General features: G+C 71.9%; 22 protein-coding genes. 3 read left to right on the forward strand and 19 right to left on the reverse strand.

Annotation, left to right across the window (positions count from 1 at the left end):
• Window positions 1-131: 131 nt before the first annotated feature.
• The 6 genes from H7X46_RS12195 to H7X46_RS12220 form a co-directional block, all read right to left on the reverse strand.
• Window positions 132-365 carry a LuxR C-terminal-related transcriptional regulator gene (locus H7X46_RS12195; protein WP_222131903.1) on the reverse strand — a complete coding sequence of 78 codons (234 nt, stop codon included), beginning with the start codon at window positions 363-365 and terminating at the stop codon, window positions 132-134.
• A 370-nt stretch (window positions 366-735) separates the two neighbouring features.
• On the reverse strand, window positions 736-1,776 hold the full coding sequence (locus H7X46_RS12200; RefSeq protein WP_186359518.1) for an NAD(P)-dependent alcohol dehydrogenase: 1,041 nt from the start codon (window positions 1,774-1,776) through the stop codon (window positions 736-738).
• Window positions 1,777-1,802: 26 nt separating this feature from the next.
• Complete coding sequence (locus H7X46_RS12205) at window positions 1,803-2,930, reverse strand: sn-glycerol-3-phosphate ABC transporter ATP-binding protein UgpC (RefSeq protein ID WP_186359519.1); 1,128 nt, start codon at window positions 2,928-2,930, stop codon at window positions 1,803-1,805.
• Window positions 2,931-2,969: 39 nt separating this feature from the next.
• On the reverse strand, window positions 2,970-3,803 hold the full coding sequence (locus tag H7X46_RS12210; protein WP_186359520.1) for a carbohydrate ABC transporter permease: 834 nt from the start codon (window positions 3,801-3,803) through the stop codon (window positions 2,970-2,972).
• On the reverse strand, window positions 3,803-4,741 hold the full coding sequence (locus H7X46_RS12215; protein ID WP_370588721.1) for a carbohydrate ABC transporter permease: 939 nt from the start codon (window positions 4,739-4,741) through the stop codon (window positions 3,803-3,805). The genes H7X46_RS12210 and H7X46_RS12215 overlap by 1 nt, the downstream gene beginning before the upstream one ends.
• Complete coding sequence (locus H7X46_RS12220) at window positions 4,738-6,144, reverse strand: sugar ABC transporter substrate-binding protein (protein WP_370588722.1); 1,407 nt, start codon at window positions 6,142-6,144, stop codon at window positions 4,738-4,740. Before H7X46_RS12220 ends, H7X46_RS12215 begins: the two co-directional genes overlap by 4 nt.
• 179 nt (window positions 6,145-6,323) lie before the next feature.
• Here H7X46_RS12220 and H7X46_RS12225 point away from each other — a divergent pair, with 179 nt between their 5' ends.
• Both H7X46_RS12225 and H7X46_RS12230 read left to right on the forward strand, forming a co-directional pair.
• Entirely contained in the window at window positions 6,324-7,358 is a 1,035-nt protein-coding gene (locus tag H7X46_RS12225) for a LacI family DNA-binding transcriptional regulator (protein ID WP_186359521.1), read from the forward strand.
• Window positions 7,359-7,385: 27 nt separating this feature from the next.
• The gene (locus H7X46_RS12230; RefSeq protein WP_186359522.1) at window positions 7,386-7,607 is read left to right on the forward strand and encodes an FAD-dependent oxidoreductase; all 222 of its coding nucleotides are present in this window, start codon (window positions 7,386-7,388) and stop codon (window positions 7,605-7,607) included.
• Window positions 7,608-7,650: 43 nt separating this feature from the next.
• Here H7X46_RS12230 and H7X46_RS12235 read toward each other — a convergent pair whose 3' ends face one another.
• The 9 genes from H7X46_RS12235 to H7X46_RS12275 all read right to left on the reverse strand — a co-directional run bounded on the left by H7X46_RS12235 (window position 7,651) and on the right by H7X46_RS12275 (window position 14,848).
• Window positions 7,651-8,277 (reverse strand): 3-oxoacid CoA-transferase subunit B, encoded by a 627-nt coding sequence (locus H7X46_RS12235; RefSeq protein WP_186359523.1) that lies wholly within the window; start codon window positions 8,275-8,277, stop codon window positions 7,651-7,653.
• Between the two features lie 2 nt (window positions 8,278-8,279).
• Window positions 8,280-9,023 (reverse strand): CoA transferase subunit A, encoded by a 744-nt coding sequence (locus H7X46_RS12240; protein ID WP_186359022.1) that lies wholly within the window; start codon window positions 9,021-9,023, stop codon window positions 8,280-8,282.
• Window positions 9,024-9,025: 2 nt separating this feature from the next.
• Window positions 9,026-9,808: a 3-oxoadipate enol-lactonase gene (gene pcaD, locus H7X46_RS12245; RefSeq protein WP_186359524.1), complete on the reverse strand. Its 783-nt coding sequence runs from the start codon at window positions 9,806-9,808 to the stop codon at window positions 9,026-9,028.
• The gene (locus H7X46_RS12250; RefSeq protein WP_186359525.1) at window positions 9,805-10,299 is read right to left on the reverse strand and encodes a nuclear transport factor 2 family protein; all 495 of its coding nucleotides are present in this window, start codon (window positions 10,297-10,299) and stop codon (window positions 9,805-9,807) included. The genes pcaD and H7X46_RS12250 overlap by 4 nt, the downstream gene beginning before the upstream one ends.
• Window positions 10,296-10,583 (reverse strand): muconolactone Delta-isomerase, encoded by a 288-nt coding sequence (gene catC / locus H7X46_RS12255; RefSeq protein WP_186359526.1) that lies wholly within the window; start codon window positions 10,581-10,583, stop codon window positions 10,296-10,298. The genes H7X46_RS12250 and catC overlap by 4 nt, the downstream gene beginning before the upstream one ends.
• A 2-nt stretch (window positions 10,584-10,585) precedes the next feature.
• A complete protein-coding gene (locus tag H7X46_RS12260; RefSeq protein ID WP_186359527.1) occupies window positions 10,586-11,707 on the reverse strand; it encodes a muconate/chloromuconate family cycloisomerase in 1,122 nt (373 codons plus the stop codon).
• A 79-nt stretch (window positions 11,708-11,786) separates the two neighbouring features.
• Window positions 11,787-12,641 carry a catechol 1,2-dioxygenase gene (catA, locus tag H7X46_RS12265; RefSeq protein WP_186359528.1) on the reverse strand — a complete coding sequence of 285 codons (855 nt, stop codon included), beginning with the start codon at window positions 12,639-12,641 and terminating at the stop codon, window positions 11,787-11,789.
• A gap of 19 nt (window positions 12,642-12,660) precedes the next feature.
• Complete coding sequence (locus tag H7X46_RS12270; protein ID WP_186359529.1) at window positions 12,661-14,235, reverse strand: 4-hydroxyphenylacetate 3-hydroxylase family protein; 1,575 nt, start codon at window positions 14,233-14,235, stop codon at window positions 12,661-12,663.
• 55 nt (window positions 14,236-14,290) lie between these two features.
• Complete coding sequence (locus H7X46_RS12275) at window positions 14,291-14,848, reverse strand: flavin reductase family protein (RefSeq protein WP_186359530.1); 558 nt, start codon at window positions 14,846-14,848, stop codon at window positions 14,291-14,293.
• A 148-nt stretch (window positions 14,849-14,996) separates the two neighbouring features.
• Here H7X46_RS12275 and H7X46_RS12280 point away from each other — a divergent pair, with 148 nt between their 5' ends.
• Window positions 14,997-15,779, forward strand: coding sequence for an IclR family transcriptional regulator C-terminal domain-containing protein (locus H7X46_RS12280; protein ID WP_370588723.1), 783 nt, complete (start codon window positions 14,997-14,999; stop codon window positions 15,777-15,779).
• A 291-nt stretch (window positions 15,780-16,070) separates the two neighbouring features.
• Here the strand turns inward: H7X46_RS12280 and H7X46_RS12285 are convergent, their stop codons facing one another.
• From H7X46_RS12285 to H7X46_RS12300, 4 genes are all read right to left on the reverse strand, one after another.
• On the reverse strand, window positions 16,071-16,784 hold the full coding sequence (locus H7X46_RS12285) for a bifunctional 2-polyprenyl-6-hydroxyphenol methylase/3-demethylubiquinol 3-O-methyltransferase UbiG (protein WP_186359531.1): 714 nt from the start codon (window positions 16,782-16,784) through the stop codon (window positions 16,071-16,073).
• 97 nt (window positions 16,785-16,881) lie between these two features.
• Window positions 16,882-17,889, reverse strand: coding sequence for a WD40 repeat domain-containing protein (locus H7X46_RS12290; RefSeq protein WP_186359532.1), 1,008 nt, complete (start codon window positions 17,887-17,889; stop codon window positions 16,882-16,884).
• Complete coding sequence (locus H7X46_RS12295; RefSeq protein ID WP_186359533.1) at window positions 17,886-18,911, reverse strand: GTP-binding protein; 1,026 nt, start codon at window positions 18,909-18,911, stop codon at window positions 17,886-17,888. Before H7X46_RS12295 ends, H7X46_RS12290 begins: the two co-directional genes overlap by 4 nt.
• Window positions 18,904-19,203, reverse strand: coding sequence for a hypothetical protein (locus tag H7X46_RS12300; protein ID WP_186359534.1), 300 nt, complete (start codon window positions 19,201-19,203; stop codon window positions 18,904-18,906). Before H7X46_RS12300 ends, H7X46_RS12295 begins: the two co-directional genes overlap by 8 nt.
• Window positions 19,204-19,224 lie beyond the last annotated feature (21 nt).

Below are 19,224 nucleotides of genomic sequence, written 5' to 3' on the forward strand. Positions count from 1 at the left end.
GCGTTGTCCGGCCACGTCATGACGTGCCCCGCGCCCTGCGGCTCGACCATTCCGGCCACCCGACACAACTCCTCGCCCACCACCTGCCGGCCGTCACGGACTACCTCGCGTGGTGGCACGAGAACGTTTCGTCACGGTGCCGGCCCACGGGCTGGGCTGGTCTCGTCGTCGTGCAGGACTCTCCGGGGACGTTCCGCTGAAGGCCTCGACCGCCGAACGGCGCCGTGAGCAGGGCCGGCAGCGCGGCCCGCTCCTGGGGACAGGTGCAGCCGGGCCGCGACGTCCGCGTTGGTCGAGCCGTCGGCGACCAGGCGCAGCACCTCGAACTCGCGGCCGGTGACGCCGAGCGCGCGTAGCCCGGGCAGGACGGCGGTGCGGTCCCGGCCCGGACGGGCACCGGCAGGCCGGGCATCACGACGCCCTCTGCATCGTCGTCGGCACCCACGGCGAGCATCCCGGCGAACTTTCTCCCGCCTCCTGCGCGGCCGGTCGGTCTCTCACGGTCTGCACGCGTCAGCCGACACCCCGTCCTCCTCGTGCCGCTTCCCGCCACCCGACCCGCCCGCGGGAGAGCGGACCGACGGTCCGGCGGAGGCGCCGCCGAGGCTGATTGCGGTGCGGACGGGTTGCGTTCAGGTATGGCCGTTCCTCCCATCGCGGCTGCTGCTACGGGGAGGCTGCGGCACCGCCGCGCCGTCGCCCGACGTCGCCCGGGGTGGGCCGTCCCAGCGCCGGTCAGGCTCCCGCCACCCGGATCTGGATCTTGGTGTCGGTCGGTCGGGCCTCGGCGCCGCGCTCGAAGGCGGCCACGGCGTCCTCGAAAGGATAGGTGGCACTGATCAGCGCGCCCAGATCCACGGCCGGCGAAGCGGCCAGCTCGATCGCGCGTGGGTAGGCGTTGGCGTAGCGGAACACGGTCTCGATGCGCAGCTCGCGGGCCTGCGCGGCGGCGACGTCCATGGGCACCGGATCCACCGGGATGCCCACCAGCACGACCGTCCCGCCCGGCGCGGGGGTCTCCCACAGCGAGCCGAAGACCCGCGGGTTACCGCTGGCCTCGAACACCACGTCGGCGCCCCAGCCCTCGGTGGTCTCCCGCACGACGTGGGCCAGGTCCTGCCGGGTGGCGTCGACGGGATGGATGGTCGGGTAGGCCTCGAGCGCGGCGAACTTCTCCGGGGCGACGTCGGAGATGTACACGCGGGACGCCCCACCGGCGGTGGCCGCGATGGCCGTGAGCACCCCGATGGTGCCGGCTCCGACGACGGCGACGACGTCGCCGGGTGTGATCCGGGCCTTGGTCACCGCGTGGACGGCCACGGCGAACGGCTCGATGAGCGCGCCCTCCTCCAGGGAGAGCTGGTCGGGCAACCGGTAGGTGAAGTCGGCCGGGTGGATGATCTCCGGCTGCAGGCAGCCGTCGACCGGCGGGGTGGCCCAGAACTGCACGCCGGGATCGACGTTGTAGATGCCCAGGCGGGCGGCACGCGAGCGGCGGTCGGGGATGCCCGGCTCCATGCAGACCCGGTCGCCCACGGCCAGGTGGGTGACGTCCGCGCCGGTCTCCAGGACCGTGCCGGATGCTTCGTGGCCCAGCACCATGGGGCGCTCGACGACGTAGGGCCCGATCCGCCCGTGCGTGTAGTAGTGGACGTCGCTGCCGCAGATGCCGACGGTGTGGACGCCGATCCGCACCTCGCCGGGACCCACCGGGCGCAACCCGGCGACGGGACGGATCCGGATCTCGTGCCGACGTTCGAGGACGACGGCGTCCATCGGCCTCTCCTGCGGGGTCGTGGCGGTCACAGGCGCTCGCCCGACTCCGGGTGGAACAGGTGCAGCCCCTCCACCGACGGCGTCAGCGCCACCCGCTCGCCGCGCCGGGCCCCGGACCGCCCGGAGGTCCGGACGACGACGGTGTCCGCCCCGGACCCGGTCAGCGCCGCCGTGTCGTCGGAGAGATCCCCGGACGACTCGGCGAGGGTGCCGTAGAGGAACGCGTCCGACCCCAGCTCCTCGACGACGTCGACCCGGGCCGGGATGCCGTCGCTGCCGTCGGGGTTCACCGACCACTGCTCGGGCCGGATGCCGAGGGTCACGGTGGTGAGCCGCTGGGCGCCGATCGCCGCCCGCGCGTCCTGGGTCAGGGTGATCTCGTGCCCGGCCAAGGACACACCGCGGTCGGTGACCGGCACGGTGAACAGGTTCATCGCGGGCGAGCCGATGAACCCGGCAACGAATGCGTTGGCGGGCCGGTCGTACAGGTCGGCGGGGGTGGCGAACTGCTGCAGCTTGCCGTCGGCGAGCAGCGCGACCCGGTCGCCCATTGTCATGGCCTCGACCTGGTCGTGGGTGACGTAGACGGTGGTGACGCCGAGCCGGCGCTGTAGTGCTGCGATCTCGGTGCGGGTGGAGACCCGCATCTTCGCGTCGAGGTTCGACAGCGGCTCGTCCATGAGGAACACCCGGGGCTCGCGGACGATCGCCCGGCCCATCGCGACCCGCTGCCGCTGCCCGCCGGACAGCGCCCGCGGCCTGCGGTCCAGGTAGTCGGTGAGCCCGAGGATCTTCGCCGCGTCGCGGACCTTCTCCGCCCGGGTCTCCTTGTCGATCCCGGCCATCTTCAGCGGAAAGGCCATGTTCTCGCCGACGGTCTTGTTCGGGTACAGCGCGTAGTTCTGGAACACCATCGCGATGTCGCGGTCCTTCGGCGACACCCCGACCATGTTCTCGCCGTCGATCCGGATCGCGCCGCTGTCGATGTCCTCGAGCCCGGCCAGCATCCGCAGCGCGGTCGACTTCCCGGAACCGGACGGTCCCACCAGCACGACGAACTCGCCGTCGTCGATCCTCAGGTCCAGCCGGTCCACGGCCGGCTTGGCGCCCGGGGTGTAGATCCGGCTCGCCTGGTCGAACACCACGTCAGCCACGGCGGGCTCCCCTCACGGAACTCACGGACAACGACTCGGTCACTTGACGGCCCCGAAGGACAGGCCCTGGACCAACTTGTTCTGTGCGATCCACCCGGCGACGACGACGGGCAGCGCGGCGACCGTGGCCGCGGCGCACAGGCTGGCGAAGTACAGGCCCTCGGAGGTGATGAACCCGACCAGGTACACCGGCACCGTCGCGGCCCGGGACGCGGTCAGGTTCACCGCGAAGAAGAACTCGTTCCAGCTGAAGATCATGCAGATCAGCGCGGTGGCGGCCATGCCCGGCGAGATGATCGGCAGCACGACCTCGCGCAGCGACCGGCCCAGCGAGGCGCCGTCCATGCTGGCGGCCTCGAGCAGCTCGCGCGGCACCTCGAGGAAGAACGACCGCATCATCCACACCGCGATCGGCAGGTTCATCGCCGTGTAGAGGACGATCAGCGTCCAGACGTTGTCGAGGGCGCCCATGTAGTTGACGACGACGTAGATCGGGACGATCGCCGCGACGACCGGCAGCATCTTCGTCGAGATGAAGAAGAACAGCACGTCCTGCGTCTTCTTGACCGGCCGCAGCGAGAGCGCGAAGGCGGCCGGGGTGCCGAGAAGCAGCACGAGCAGCGTCGACACCAGCGTCGCGAACACCGAGTTGAGCAGGTACGGCCCGACGCCGCCGGAGAACACCCCGGTGAAGTTGGCCAGGGTGGGGGCGAAGAACAGCGTCGGCGGGTCGGTGTAGGCGTCGGCCTCGGTCTTGAACGCGGTGAGGACCATCCACAGCACCGGGAAGAAGAATCCGATACCGACGATCCACGCCAGCACGGTGAGCAGCGCGCCGGAGCGGCGTCCCGACGAAGTGACGGCGACCGTCATCACGCCTCCTCGGCGGCGGAGAAGCTACGGAAGATCAGGCGCAGGGCCAGCGTCGCCACGATGATCGTCGCGACCACGGTGACCACGCCCATGGCGGCGGACTGGCCGATGTCGAAGCCCAGGAACGCCCGCTGGTAGATGTAGAAGGGCAGGTTCGCCGAGGCCGTCCCCGGCCCGCCCTGGGTCATCATGTAGATCGTGTCGAACGTGTTCACCAGGTAGATCGCGCCGAGCACGACGCCCAGCTCGATGAACCGGCGCAGGTGCGGCAGCGTCACCTCGCGGAACACCGCGAGGGTGCCCGCGCCGTCCATCCGGGCGGCCTCCAGGACCTCCGGGGGCTGCGACCCGAGCCCGGCGAGGATCAGCAGCATCATGAACGGCGTCCACTGCCACACCAACGCGACGATCACCGCGGCCCGCGGGAAGGTCGACACCCAGTCGGTCTGCCCGGCGCCGAACGGGCCGAGCACGAAGTTCACCAGGCCGTAGGTCGGGTCGAACAGCACCGTCTTCCACAGCAGTGCGCCGGCGACCGGCGTGATGAGGAACGGCGTGATGATGAGGGTCCGGACGACGCCGCGGCCGGCGAAGGCCCGGTTGAGCAGCAGCGCGATCGCCAGGCCGAGGATCATCGCGATGAAGACCGCGCCCAGCGTCAGCAGGATCGAGTTCAGTGCGACGCCGCGGAACTGCGAGTCCGTGAACACGGCCGCGTAGTTATCCAGGCCGACGAACCGCTGGCTGCCGGGCCGGACGAGGTTCCAGGACTGCAGCGAGTACCAGATCGTGACCAGGAACGGCAGCTGCGTGACGATGATCGTGAAGATCAGTGCCGGCAGCAGCGGCGCCCGGCGGATCCAGCCCTCCTTCCGCTCGGTGCCGCGCGCGGCCGGCCGGTCCGGTGGGGCCTGGGGTTTCGACTCCGTGACGGTCACGAGCCGGCTCCTTGCTGCTGGTAGCTCTCTCCGACGGTCGCGGCGTAGTTCTGGGCCTGTTCCAGGGCCTCGTCGACGGTCTGCTGCCCGGCGATCGCCGCCGAGACCTGCTGGCTGACCCGGGTGCCGAGGTCCTGGAACTCGGGGATGCCGACGAACTGCAGCCCGGTGTAGGGGACCGGGTCGCGGGTGGGCCGGTCCTGGTTCGCGGCGTTGATCGCGGCGAGGGTCTGCGGTGCGTAGGCCTTCGACGCGGCGACGTACTCCGGGATGGAGTAGGTCGACTGGCGGGCGCCGGGCGGCACCGAGGTCCAGCCCAGCTCCTCGCCGACGAGATGCTGGTAGGGCTTGGACGTCATCCAGGACAGGAACCGCCAGGTCGCGTCCACCTGCTCGGGGCCCTTCTCCGCGGTCGTCCGCGGGATCGCCAGGGACCACGCGTACAGCCAGGCCGAAGGTGTCCCGGCGACACCGGTCGGGGCCGGCGCGTAGCCGACCTTGCCGACGACGCGGGACTCCTCCGGGTTCTCGAGCAGGCCCGCGGCCACCGTCGCGTCGAACCACATCGCGGCGTTGCCCTGGCTGAACTGGGTGCCGCACTCGGAGAAGCCGGAGCCGGCGGCGCCGGGCTCGCCGTCACGGCGGACCAGGTCGACGTAGAAGTTGACGGCCCGGCGGACCTCGGGGGAGTCCAGCTGGGCGTTCCACCGGGCGTCGAACCAGCGGCCGCCGAAGGAGTTGACCATCGCGTTGAGCGGGGCCATCACCTCGCCCCAGCCCGGCTTGCCGCGCAGGCAGATGCCGGCCTGGTTCCGCTCCCGGTCGGTGAGGCGGTCGGCGAACCCGGCGACCTGTTCCCAGGTGGGGTTCGGCGGCATGGTCAGCCCGGCCTGCGCGAACAGGTCCTTGCGGTACATGAGGAACGCCGACTCGCCGTAGAACGGCACCGAGTACATGTGCCCGTCCGGGCCGGAGAGGGCGTTGCGGATGCTGGGCGTGAAGTCGGCGCGGTCGTAGCCCGGGGTCCGGGCCATCAGCGGGTCCAGGTCGACCAGCCAGCCGTTGCGCGCCCACTGCGGGGTCTCGTAGTTGCTGATCATCACCGCGTCGAACTCGTCCCCACCGGTGGCCACCGAGGCGGTGATCTTCGCGCGGGCCTCGTTCTCGGACAGGCTGACGAAGCGCAGCCGGACGTCGGGGTTCTCCGCCTCGAACCGGTGGGACAGCTCGATCGCATCCTCCATCTGCGGGTTCGACACGATCGCGATGGTCACGATCCGGGCGCCCTCGGGCAGGCCGAGCGTGCCGGCCCCGGCGCACCCGGAGAGCACCAGCGAGATCGCGGCGAGCAGCGCGGCGACGACGACGCCGGGTCGGCGGCGGGGCACGGTCGCGGGGGTCACCTCGGCAGATCCCGTTCGGCTCGGCCGTCGTCCACGGCACTCTCCCTCGTCGTCGAGGTGTCGATCGTTGTGATCCTGCGCACGCCCGGACGGTACGATAGGGCGAACGTAAGCGGTTGCGCAACCGCTTACGACTATCCTGCGTGCGTTCAGTGACCTGGAGGTGCCCGATCGCGACCATGGCCGAGGTCGCCCGGCTGGCCGGGGTGTCCACCGCGACCGTCTCGCACGTCCTCAACGGCACCCGCCCGGTGCGCGACCACACCCGCCGCCAGGTGCTCGCCGCGATGGATCGGGTCGGCTACGCGCCGAACGCCGCGGCCCGCTCGCTGGCGACGGCACGCACCCGCACGCTCGGACTCGCACTGTCCGCGATCTCCAACCCGTACCTCGGAGAGCTCCTGCACGCGGTCGAGGCCGAGTCCGCCGCGGCCGGCTACACACTGCTGCTCGCCGACCCGCACGACGACCCCGGCTACGAGGCGACGGCCGTGGCTCGCCTGCGCAGCCGGGTCGATGGCCTCCTGCTCGCTCCGTCCGCCGACTCGGCGCGCACCCTGGAGGCGCTGTCGGCGCAGCAGGTGCCGACCGTGCTCGTCGACCGCCTGCTCGGTGGCACGCACGACGAGGTCGGCACCGAGAACGTCGAGCCGGTCGCCGGGCTGGTCGCGCACCTCGCGGGGGCCGGGCACTCCCGGATCGGGTTCGTCGCCGGGCACGCGGGCCTCGCCACGACCGTCGAGCGCCTCGAGGGCTACCGAATCGGGTTGCGCCGCGCAGGGCTCGAGTACGCGCGGGTGATCGAGGGCCACTCGGAGGCCGAACCGGCCCGGCGCGCCGTGAGCGCCCTGCTCGCCGAGCCGGACCGGCCCGCTGCGCTGATCACCGGGAACAACGCCATGACGATCGGGGCGGTCCAGGCCGCGCACGACGCCGGCCTACGCATCCCGGCCGACGTCGCCCTGGCAGCATTCGACGACTTCCCCTGGGCCGACGCGTTCAGCCCGCGCCTCACCGTGGTGGCGCAGCCGTTCGCCGAGATCGGCCGGGAGGCGGTGCGGATGCTGCTACGGCGGATGGAGGAGCCGGGCGCCGAACCGCGCTCGGTCCGGCTGAAGACACGGTTCGTGCACCGGGCGTCCTGCGGCTGCGGGGGAGCACGTCACCGGAACGGTGTCCCGGACTCGGTACCGCCGCCTCCTCCGACGAACTGAGCTACGAACCTCCGCGGGGTCGTCCCGTTGCTCCGCGCCTCCCCGCGTGCTGGGGACCGGCTGCGGACCTTCGCCCCGGACCGGGCGCCGGTCCTCGGGGAGCGGCCGGGCCATCCCGGGTTCCACGTCGTCGCCGGGCAGGGCGGCTCCGGTATCGAGTCGGCGCCGGCGCTCGCCGCCCTGGCCGCAGCGGTGATCCTCGGACGCCCGGCACCGGACGACGTCGGGAGTGCGCTGGCGCGCTCGTGAGTGGTTGGTGGGGCCGGGGCCCGCGTATCCACTCACGGGCGCGTCAGCGCAGCGGTGCGCCGGTCTTGTCGCGGATCTCGGTTTCGGTGACGCCGGGGGCGGTCTCGACGAGTTGCAGGCCGTCGGGGGTCACGTCGATGACGGCGAGGTCGGTGACGATCCGGGTCACGCAGCCCTGCCCGGTGATCGGCAGGCTGCACCGTTCGACGATCTTCGGTGATCCGTCCTTGGAGACGTGGTCCATCATCACGATGACCCGGCGGGCGCCGTGGACGAGGTCCATTGCCCCGCCCATGCCTTTGATCATCTTGCCGGGGACGGCCCAGTTCGCGAGGTCGCCGTTGGCGGCGACCTCCATTCCGCCGAGCACGGCGACGTCGAGCTTGCCGGCGCGGATCTGGCCGAAGCTGTCCGAGGAGCCGAAGTAGGCGGCGCCGTCGTTGACGGTGACGGTCTCCTTGCCGGCGTTGATCAGGTCCGGGTCGACCTCGTCGTCTGTCGGGTAGGGGCCGACGCCGAGGATGCCGTTCTCGGAGTGCAGGATCACCGTGCGACCGGCCGGGATGTGCCCGGGGACCAGGGTCGGCATGCCGATGCCGAGGTTGACGTAGGAGCCGTCGGGCAGCTCCTCGGCGACCCGGGCGGCCATCTCGTCGCGAGTGAGAGCCATGATCAGCGCACCGTCCTGAATTCGACCGGCTTGTCGGCGTCGGGGACGTGCACGACGCGCTGGACGTGGATGCCGGGGGTGTGCACGTGGTCGGGGTCGATCTCGCCGGGTTCGGCCAGGTGCTCGACCTGGGCGATGGTGATCTGCCCGGCGGCGGCGGCGTCGGGGTTGAAGTTGCGGGCCGAGCGCCGGTAGACGAGGTTGCCGTGCCGGTCGCCCTTCCAGGCGTGGACCAGTGCGAAGTCGGGGGTCAGTGCCCGCTCGAGGACGTAGGAGGTGCCGTCGAACTCGCGGACCTCCTTGGTCGGTGACAGCACCGCGACCGAGCCGTCCGGGTGGTAGCGCCAGGGCAGGCCGCCCTCGGCGACGAGCGTGCCGACCCCGGCCGGGGTGTAGAACGCCGGGATCCCGGCCCCGCCCGCGCGCAGGCGCTCGGCCAGGGTGCCCTGCGGGGTCAGCTCGAGCTCCAGCTCGCCGGCCAGGTACTGGCGGGCGAACTCCTTGTTGTTGCCGACGTAGGAGCCGATCGTGCGCCGGATGCGGCCGGCGGCGAGCAGGGTGCCCAGGCCGAAGCCGTCGACGCCCAGGTTGTTCGAGATCGTCTCCAGATCGGTCGCGCCCTGCTCGAGCAGCGCCGCGATCAGCGCCGTCGGCACGCCGCACATGCCGAACCCGCCGACCGCCAACGACGCGCCGTCACCGATGTCGGCGACCGCCTCCGTCGCGGATGCCACCACCTTGTCCATCGTCAGCTCCGGTCGGCACCGACCGACGCCAGGTGTGCGGCCAGCAGCGCGTTGACCTGCTCGGGCCTCTCGGCGTTGAGCAGGTGCGCGCAGTCGGCGACCGTCTCGAACCGGCCGTCGGGGGCGCCGTCCGCGATCACCCGGACCATCTCCGGCGGGGTCGCCGGATCCTCGGCACCGGCGATGGCCAGCACCGGGACGTGCAGCGAGCCCAACCGGTCACGCACGTCGAACGTGGAGATCGCCTCGCAGCACCCGGCGTAGCCCTCGGCGGCGGTGGCGCGCAGCATCGCCAGCAGACGCTCGGCCTCGTCCGTTCCGGCGAAGGACGGCACGAACCAGGTCCCGGGGCGGCTGGCGACCATCACCTCGGTGCCGCCCTCCCGGACGGTGGCGGCCCGCTGCGGCCAGCTGTCCGGGTCGGCGAAGCGGGCCGCCGACGCCATCGCGGTCAGGCTCAGCACCCGGTCCGGGTGGTCGAGAGCGAGCTGCTGGCCGATCGCGCCGCCGATCGACACGCCGGCGTAGTGCACGCGGTCGACGTCGAGCAGGTCCAGCAGCGCGACGACGCGCTCCGCGAGACCGGCCATCGTGTACGGCCCGTCGGCGGCGGGGGTCCCGCCGTGACCGGGCAGGTCGAACCGGACGATCCGGTACCGGTCCGCGAACGCGGCGACCTGGGCGTCGAACAGGTGCAGGTCGGTACCCAGCGACGGGCCGAGCACGAGGACGGGTGCGTCGTCCGGGCCGTCGATCCGGTGGTGCAGTGCGGTGCCGGCGGTCATGCGAAGGGCCTCCCGGGGTAGGTGGCGGCGGCCGAGGTGACGGTGAAGCGGCCGTGGTCCCAGCCGTCGGTCAGCGGGACGAAGTAGTCGAACGAGACCTGCTTGGTGACGTAGCGCCAGTTGCCGTCCTCCCGACGCAGCGCGTCGGTGTAGCGCCCGGCCGCGATGTGCGGCTCGCCGTCCTGCACACAGGGCTGCCACAGGAACGAGCGGGCCCGGGCGGTGTCCGGGCCGTCGAGGTCGATCTCGAGGTTGGTCACGTGGTGCCAGAAGGCGGTGAGCCCGGCGCCGGCGAGGCCGGCGAAGAAGGCTCGCAGCTCGGCGTGGCCGCTGGCGCGGGACAGGCCGACGAACTCGCCGTCGTCGGTGAACAGCGAGACCAGGGTGTCCCAGTCGCCGTCGTCGAGGGCACGGCAGTACCGGGCGTCGAGCTCGCGGATCGCCTCGAGCGCCTCCAGCCGGGCGACCCGCTGCTCCAGGGTGGCGGTCACGCCTGCGCCTTCAGGCCCGAGGGATGTGTCGCCAGCGGGGTGACCTTGATCGTCATGTACGGGAAGAGCGGCAGCGACGACAGCAGTGCGTGCAGCTCGTCGCCGGAGCCGACATCGAAGACGCTGATGTTGGAGTACTCGCCGACGACCCGCCACAGGTGCGGCCACACACCGGAACGCTGCAGCTCCAGGGCGCGTGCCTTCTCCTCACCGACGATCTCGGCACGCCGCTCGGGGTCGAGGTCGTGCGGGATGGCGACGTCCATGCGGACGTGGAACAGCATGGTCATTTCCTCCGGAACGCGCGGATCTTGTCGGGGTCGAGCTCGACACCGAGCCCGGGGCCCTGGGGCAGGTGCAGGCCGTCGGCGTCGTAGACGAGCGGGTCGACGAGCATCTCCTCGGCCATCAGCAGGGGGCCGAACAGCTCGCTGCCCCACGGCGCGGCCGGGCTGGTGCAGGCGGCGTGCAACGAGGCAGCCGTCCCGACCGGGCTCTCGATCGAGGTCGCCGCGTAGCAGGGGACACCGGCCGCGGCGGCCACCTCGGCGATCGCGCGGCTCGCCCGCAGCCCGCCGGACTTGGTGGTCTTCACGGCGAAGATCCCGGCGGCCCGGGAGGTCACCAACCGCAGCGCGTCGGCCGGGGTGCGCAGGCTCTCGTCGGCCATGACCGGGATCGGCAGGGCGGCGCTGACGGCAGCCAGCGCATCGACGTCGTGGCCGGGGACGGGCTGCTCGACCATCTCGACGCCGGCGTCGGCGAGGGCGGGCAGGTGGGTCAGGGAGGTCAGCCGGTCCCACCGGGCGTTGAGATCGACGCGGACCCCGGCGACGCCGGCGAGCTTCTCGGCGACCGTCGTGATCCGGGCGACGTCGGCGGCCGGGTCCTGCGCGCCCATCTTCAGCTTGAACGAGGTGTGCCGCCCGGTGTCGAGCGTGGCCAGCGCCTCCTCGACGACGGTCTCGGCCGGCTCGGTGCCCAGTGCCCAGGTGACCGGCACGCTGGTCCGGGCCGGTCCACCGAGCAGCGTGTGCACCGGAACGCCCAGGTGGCGGGCCCACGCGTCGTGCAGGGCGACCTCGACGGCGGCCTTCGCGAACAGGTTCGCGGCGACCACGTCGGCGGCGTCGCGCAGGATGCCGGTGACGTCCTCGACCCCGCGGCCGAGCAGCACGGGGGCGATGTAGCGCTCGACGATCAGCTGCATGGTCTCCACGGACTCGCCGCCCCACCACGGCCCGCCGGGAACCACGCCCTCGCCGACGCCGGTGACCCCGCCGGCGGTGCGGACGAACACGTAGAGCACGGGCTGGGCGTCCATGCCGGCCCGGGCGAACCGGTGGGCGCGGCGCAGCGGGATGTCGACGATCACGGTCTCGACCCGGTCGATCCGCATCTCGCTCATGAGGTTCTCCGTTCCGGAAGGGGCGGGCGGTGGGAGGCGCCGGGGCCGGGACCGCACTCACCGGCCCCGGCGCCAGATCTCACGCGCGCTCGAGCACGAAGTCGTACTCGACCACGTGGGTCCCGTCGCCGGCGTCGACCGGGTCGAGGATCAGTTCGGGCTTGGTCGCCGACGCGACGTCGCTGTCGAGCCACTCCCCACCGCGGAAGTACAGCTGGGTGGTGATGGTGCGCATGCCCGGCGCGCCGACCAGGAGGTGCAGGTGCGCGGGCCGCCAGGGGTGCCAGGCCGCGGCCTCGATCAGCGTCCCGGTCGGTCCGTCGGTCGGGATCCGGTACGGCGCCGGCTCGATCGTGCGGATCTCGAACCGCCCGTCTGCGTCGGCGACGACCACGGCCCGCAGGTTGCCGTCGGGCACGTGCGGGGCGAACCCGGAGTAGTAGCCCTGCTCGTCGGCCTGCCAGATCTCGACCTCGGCACCCGGCAGCGGGGTGCCCTCGGTGTCCCGGACCTGCCCGGAGAGCGCCAGCGGGGTGCCCTTCTCGTCCGCGCGCCGGGGCAACGTCGCCGGCGAGTCGAGCCGGAGCTGGCCGGGCAGGTAGTACGGGCCGAGGATCGACCCCTTGGTGCCGTGCTGGTCGCGGGCGGCGACGTCCTCGACGACGTGCTCGACGAAGACGTCGAGCAGCAGCGGCCACTCTCCGCCCTCACCGACCTCGATCAGGAACTGCTTGGCGGCCCGGAACTCGTCGTAGGTCACCGACTCGGTGCGGATCGTCTCGTGGATCCCCGCCAGCAGCGAGGACACGACCGCCGAGACCCGCTCCGGCGGGACCCCCGTCGTGCCGGACGCGGTGGCCCGGGCCGCACGGAACGCCTCGGTGGCCGAGCTACCGGATCCGGCGGCGGTGGGTGAGGGCTGTGTGGTGGTCATGGCGTGTCCTCCTGCGTGGTCAGCGGCGGCCGAGGATCGACACGTCGTCGTTGTCGATCAGATCCGGGACGGTCCAGCCCTTGAGGTCGTACTCGGCCAGGCACTGGTCGGCGAGGCCCTTCATCGCGTCCGCGGTGCCCGACATCTGGGCGTCCACGAGCATCTCGGCGCGCACTCCCTCGTGATTGCCGGCGTAGTTGCGCTCGTAGAGCTCGTGGCGGCTGCCGAACTCCGACCCGATCGAGTCCCAGATCAGCTTCATCAGCTTGACCCGGTCCACGGCGTCGTAGCCGTTCGAGCCACGCACGTACTTGTCGAGGTAGGGCCGCACCTGGGCGGAGGCGAAGTCGGCGGCGTGACTGGGCAGGTAGATCAGCGAGGATCCCAGGTCCTGCATGATGATCTCGCGGATCCGCGGGTAGCCGACCGTCATGAACCAGCGGTAGGCCATGCCGTACTCGTGGTTGGGCAGCAGGGTTCCGGCGATCCACTCCTCGGGGTTGCCGATCATCCCGTCCGACAGGCCCCAGAACAGGTTGCGCCAGGCGATGACCTCGCCGACGCGGGTCTGGATGCCCCGGAAGTCCTTGGTGCCGGTGACCTCGAGGCCCTTCATCAGCAGCCCGGCGATGAAGTCCAGCTTGACCGCGAGCCGGGTGACGCCCTGGAACGTGAAGCGGTGCAGGAATCCGGATGCGGGGACGAAGCTCGAGGCCTTCTCCGGGTCGCCGTAGACGAACACGTTCTCCCACGGGATGAGGACCTTGTCGAGCACGAAGATCGTGTCGTTCTCGTCCAGACGGCTCGTCAGCGGGTAGTCGAACGGGCTACCGTTCACCGCGGCCTGGTGCGAGTACGACGAGCGGCAGATCAGCTTCATCCCGGGTGCGCCCATCGGCACGGTGCAGACCAGCGCGTATTCCCGCTTCTTGATCGGCAGGCCGTAGTGGGCGAGGAAGTTGAAGTGGGTGATCGCCGAGCCGGTGGCGACGACCTTGGCCCCGGAGACGACGACGCCGTTGTCGTTCTCCTCCTCGACGTGCATGAACACGTCGGAGACCTCGTCCGGATCGCGGTGCCGGTCCACCGGCGGGTTGACGATCGCGTGGTTCCAGTAGAGGACCTTCTCCTGCGACTCCTTGTACCAGCGCTGGGCGTTGTCCGAGTGCGGTGCCCAGAACTCGGGGTTGGCGCCGAGCGAACCGAGGAAGGACGCCTTGTAGTCGGGGCTGCGGCCCATGAACCCGTAGGTCATCCGGGCCCACTCGGCGATCGCCGCCTGGTCCTTGCGCATGTCCTCGATCGAGTGCGGGGCCCGGAAGAACGGGTGGGTGAATCCGCTGCTGCCGGTGTCGGTGGGAACCGTGAGCACGTCCTGCTTGTCCGGGTCGTGCAGGGCGTCGTAGAGGCGGGCGGTCATCCGCACCGCGTTTCGGAACGCGGGATGGGTGGTGACGTCGTCGACCTTCTCCCCGTGGAGGTAGATCTCGCGACCGTCGCGCAGGCTCTCGATGTACTCGTCACCGGTCAGCGGTCGGGTGACCGGGCCCGTCGCATCGGTCGGCACGCTGGTGTGGTCCTGCTGGAGCGTCATCGTCGACTCCTTCGTCTGTGAACCGTGCAGGTCATCGGGGAACGGTGGGGGTGGGTCAGGCCCGGCCGGCGGTGGGCCGGGCCGCGAAGAACGAGACGCCCGCGTTCGGCCCGTCGGCCGAGTCGTCCCACAGCAGCGGGTTGTGGTCGTCTCCGAGGTGGTGGAACTGCCCGCTGTGGAACAGCAGCGGCCGGCCGGGGTGGATGTGGAACTGCTGGACCTCGCCCAGGTAGAGGACGTGGTCCCCGCCGTCGTAGGCGCGCCACGGCGTGCAGGAGATGTGCGCCAGCGTGCCGTCCAGCCGCGGTGCGCCGCAGCCGCTGTCGGCGGCCCAGCGCACCTCCTGGTTCGGCCGGCCCGCGAAGTGCAGCGCCAGCTCCTTCTGCGCGGCGTCGAGCACGTTGACCGTGAACGGACGGGACTCGAGCAGCCCGCAGACCCGGGAGCGCCGGTCCAGCGAGACCAGCACCAGCGGCGGGTCCAGGGACACCGCGGTGAAGGCGTTGACCGTGGCGCCGTGCGGTGCGCCGTCCTCGCCGTGACAGGTGATCACGGTGACGCCGGTGGCGAAATGCCCCAGACACCGGCGGAGCTCTTTCGGATCGATCGCCATTGATTCCACCTCCGTGCACGCTCTCCGTGCATTCTGCACGCTCACCGTGCATCCGTGAGAAGGGTGCCGCGGTGTGTGCCGCCCGTCAACCCCGGAGCCGGGATTCGCCGGGCCGGGGGTGCGGGTCACGGAGTGCGAAGATGGAGGGGTGGACGACGTGGACGCCGACGCCGGCCCCAAGGACCGGATCCAGAGCATCGAGCGCGGTTTCGCGGTGCTGCTGGCCTTCGACGACGAGCGGACCAACCCGAGCCTGATCGAGATCGCGAAGGCGACCGGGCTCTCCCGGCCCGCGGTGCGGCGGATCCTGCTGACGCTGCAGCATCTCGGCTACGTCGAGCCCACCGGCGGGAGCCGCTGGCGCCTGACCCCGCGGGTGCTGACCATCGGCCAGCACTACGCCACCTCCAGCGCGGTCGTCGCGGTGTCCGAGCCGCACATGGGCCGGCTGGTCGAGGAGACCCACGAGACGGCGTCACTGTCCGCGCTGGACGGCGACGAGGTCGTCTACCTGGCCCGCGTACCGGCGAAGCGGGTACTGAACGTGACGGCTGCGGCCGGCACCCGGGTGCCGGCGCACGCGACCTCGATGGGGCGGGTGCTGCTGGCGGCCGCCCCGCCCGAGTTCGTCGAGCGGTACCTGGTCGACCCCGGGCTCCAGCCGCTGACCCCGCACACGATCACCGACCCCGACCAGTTCCGGGACGCCCTGGAGAAGGTGCGCCGGCAGGGCTGGGCGCTCGTGTCCGAGGAACGCGAGCGCGGGTTGATCGCGGTGTCCGCGCCGATCCGCGACCACACCGGACAGGTCGTCGCCGCGCTCTCGTCGTCGAGCTCCACCGGGCGGACCAGCCCGGGCCACATCGAGCGCTACGTCGTCCCGGTCCTGACCCGGATCGCGAAGGAGATCAGCAGCGACCTCGGGGGCTGAGCTGCGACGACGGTCCGAGGTGTCGGTGCCTCGGGCCAGGGTGGAGCACCACCTCGCCGGCCGAGGCGTTCGCCTTCTCCGGTTCGACGTGTCCCTCGGCCTCGATGGATATGACTCCCAGATGGTGAGATGGCGATCTCGCGACCCGTGCCGTCGTGATCGGGTCCGGGGTGGCGTGCGGGTCGGCGGGACGGCGTTGCGCCGACGCCGCGGTGCTCGCGGACGGGGGCCGGGGCGGGGCCCGGGGCGACGTCGAGGAGGCGGGCTCGGCGTACTGGATCCCCGGTGAGCTCAGCGGGTGCCGACGACCAGGTCGTCGTCCAGCCGGACGGTCAGGCCCGCTGCCCGCAGCTCGCCGGCCAGCTCGTCGGCGGAGACGATCCACCAGTCGTAGCCGGTGACGACGTGCTCGAGCTCGCGCTCGCCGTCGAGGGTCCGGTACTCCATCGTCCAGCGCACCGACTCCGGGCCGGTGGGTTCGGCACTACCGGTCCCCTGGTAGGCGAGCCCACCGTGCACGACCTCCATCGGCGGGAACGGGGGCACCGCGACCGCCGTGTCCGGCAGCTGCACCAGCAGCACGACCGGCGCTCCGGGGGCGAGCCGGGCAGCCACCGCGCCCCAGAGGGCGCGGCGGTCCGCCGGCGGCAGGTGCCCGACCATGTGCATGCCGACCACCGCGGACAGCCGGTCCGGCAACGGAACCTCCGCCGCCCCGGACGGGTGCACGGTGACCCGCTCCCCGCCCGGCACGCGATCGAGCCGGCCGAGCAGCACCGCCCGCAGGGCGGCCGACGGCTCCGCCGCCAGCACCGGCGCCCCGGGCACCGTCGCGAGGATCGTCTCGGTGCCCAGGCCACTGCCGGGGCTCAGCTCGAGGATCGTCCCGGCGCTCGGGTCCACGTCGGCGAGTGCCGCGGCCAGTCGCGGGCGGACGGGTTCCCACATCGGAACGCTGAGCAGGTGCACGTACGGTGCGGACGCGTCGTACTCGGGGTAGCTCACGGGTCGGCTCCTTCGGGGATCTCGGTGGCGATCGCTCGAGCGGCCGGTCTGTGCGTGAGCAGGCCGGACGGCTCCGAGCACGTGCTCACGGCCATCGTCAGAGCGCGATGCGGCTGAGTGCCCCCGAACGGTGGCCGACGATCACGTGTCCGTGCCGGGCCGCGACGGCGCCGACCGGGTCGTCACCGGTTCGGGTCCGGCTCGGGCGCAGCCGGGTCCCCGGCCCGGCGTCGGGACCGAGGTGCCAGACCGCGACGTCGCCGGTGGCATCACCGGTTACCAGGGTCCGCTGGGTGTCCGTGCTCCAGGCCAGTGCCGAGATGGAGCCGCGGTGTCCCTGTCCGAGCATGGCTTCCCGCCCGGTGGGGCCGGAGCCGGAGAAGTCCCAGAACGCGACGGTGTCGCCTCCGTCGCAGGCCATCCACCGACCCGTGCTGTCGAAGGCGAGGCGGGAGACGGTGGTGGGGAACCCGCTCATCTGGAAGTCGTCGCCGCCGGGGACCTTCCAGCCGTGCAGGGTCGCGTCCTGGCTCCCGCCGACGACCCACCGGCCGTGTGGGGAGACTGCGATGCCGGCGATCGCCCCGGGTGCCGGGAGGTGCTCGATGACCCGGTCGGTGGCCGGTTCGAGGATGCTGACCCCGCGGTAGGCGGCCGCGGCGATCCGCCGGCCGTCGCGGCGGAGCCAGGACAGGCCGGCCACGGTGGACCGCATGGCGGTCGAACCCCAGCGGGCGTTGCCGTCGCGGTCGAGCACCCGGACGTGCCGGCCGTCGCCGATCGCGATCCCATCACCGGATGCCGTCCAGGCCAGGGCCGAGCACCACCTCGCCGGGTGGTCGGCCAGCAGTCGGCCGGTGCCGACGTCCCAGATCCGCACCCGCTGGCCGCCACCGGCGGCCAGCCGGGTGCCGTCCTCGCTCAGGGCCAGCGAGAGCAGGAAGTCCCCGAGCTCCAGCCGGAACCGGACATCCCCGGAGGCGTCCACGACGGCGATCGTGCCCTCGGAGCCGCCGGCGACGGCGACGTCGTCACCGGCAGCGACCTCGACGACGGGTTCGTCGAGGCTCAGCGACCACACCGGTGTCGTGGCGGGGGCGCTCATCGGGCGCCCGCCTCGGCCGGCTGGTTGGTCAGGCAGGCGTGGAAGCCGTCGGTGAGCGCGGCGCGGTCGAGATCGCGCCCGATGAACACCATCCGGTTGGTGCGGGCCTCGCCCGCGCGCCACGGCGCGCCCAGCTCGCCGTCGTGCAGCATGTGGACGCCCTGGAACACGTAGCGGCGGTCGGATCCGGCGATGTTGAGCACGCCCTTGCTGCGGAACAGGTCCGGTCCGCGGGTGGCGAGCAGCTCGCCCAGCCAGCCGTTCAGCTTGTCCGGTTCGACGTATCCCTCGGCCTCGATACCGACGCTGGTGACACTCAGGTCGTGCTGGTGCTCGCCCGGGTCGAGGAAGTCGGGTTCGGTGTGCAGCACCGCGTCGAGGTCGAAGGCGTGGACGTCGAGGATCCGGCCGAGGTCGACGTCGCCGCGCACCGCCGGGAGCACGACCGTGTGCCCGTTGATCAGGCGGATCTGACGCTCGACATCGGCCAGGGTGTCGGTGTCGACGAGGTCGGTCTTGTTCAGCACGACCCGGTCGGCGAAGGCGATCTGCTCGACCGCCTCGTTCTCGACGCCGTCCGGTTTCTCGTCGTGCAGGTGGGCCAGGACGTGCTTGGCGTCGACCACGGTGACGATCGCGTCCAGGCGCAGCTGAGCGCGCAGAGCGTCGTCCATGAAGAAGGTCTGGGCGACCGGGGCGGGGTCGGCGAGCCCGGTGGTCTCGATCAGGATCGCGTCGAAGCGGTCGCGGCGGCGCAGCAGGGAGCCGAGGATGCGGATGAGGTCGCCGCGCACGGTGCAGCAGATGCAGCCGTTGTTCATCTCGAACACCTCCTCCTCCGAGTCCAGGACCAGTGCGTCGTCGACGCCGACCTCACCGAACTCGTTCTCGATCACCGCGATCCGGCGGCCGTGCTGCTCGGTGAGGATGCGGTTGAGCAGGGTCGTCTTACCCGAACCGAGGAAGCCGGTGAGCACGGTGACCGGGATCCGGTCGTCGTGGGGTGCGGATGCGTCAGGCATGGGTGTCTCCTTCGGGGTCGTTGCGCAGCAGGCCGACGACCAGCGCGTCGTCGACGTCGGCGAGGGGGCGGTGGATCGTCCAGCGGCGGCCGTCGGGTCCCAGCACGGCGATCACGGTCTCCACCGGCGGGCAGCCGGGCTCGCGGCAGGCCAGCTGGGAGACGGTCACGGCCGCCTCGTCGGGCAGTTCCAAGGTGGTGCGGACGAGGTCGGCGAGCTCGCTCGCGCGACGTGCACGGTCGCCGTCGCGCGCGGAGCCGCCGAGGATGCCGGGGAACGGGGGAGCAGCCACGCTGCACAGTGAACACGTATC

It is taken from the genome of Pseudonocardia sp. C8, from assembly GCF_014267175.1.
In the GTDB taxonomy this organism is placed as follows: Bacteria; Actinomycetota; Actinomycetes; order Mycobacteriales; family Pseudonocardiaceae; genus Pseudonocardia.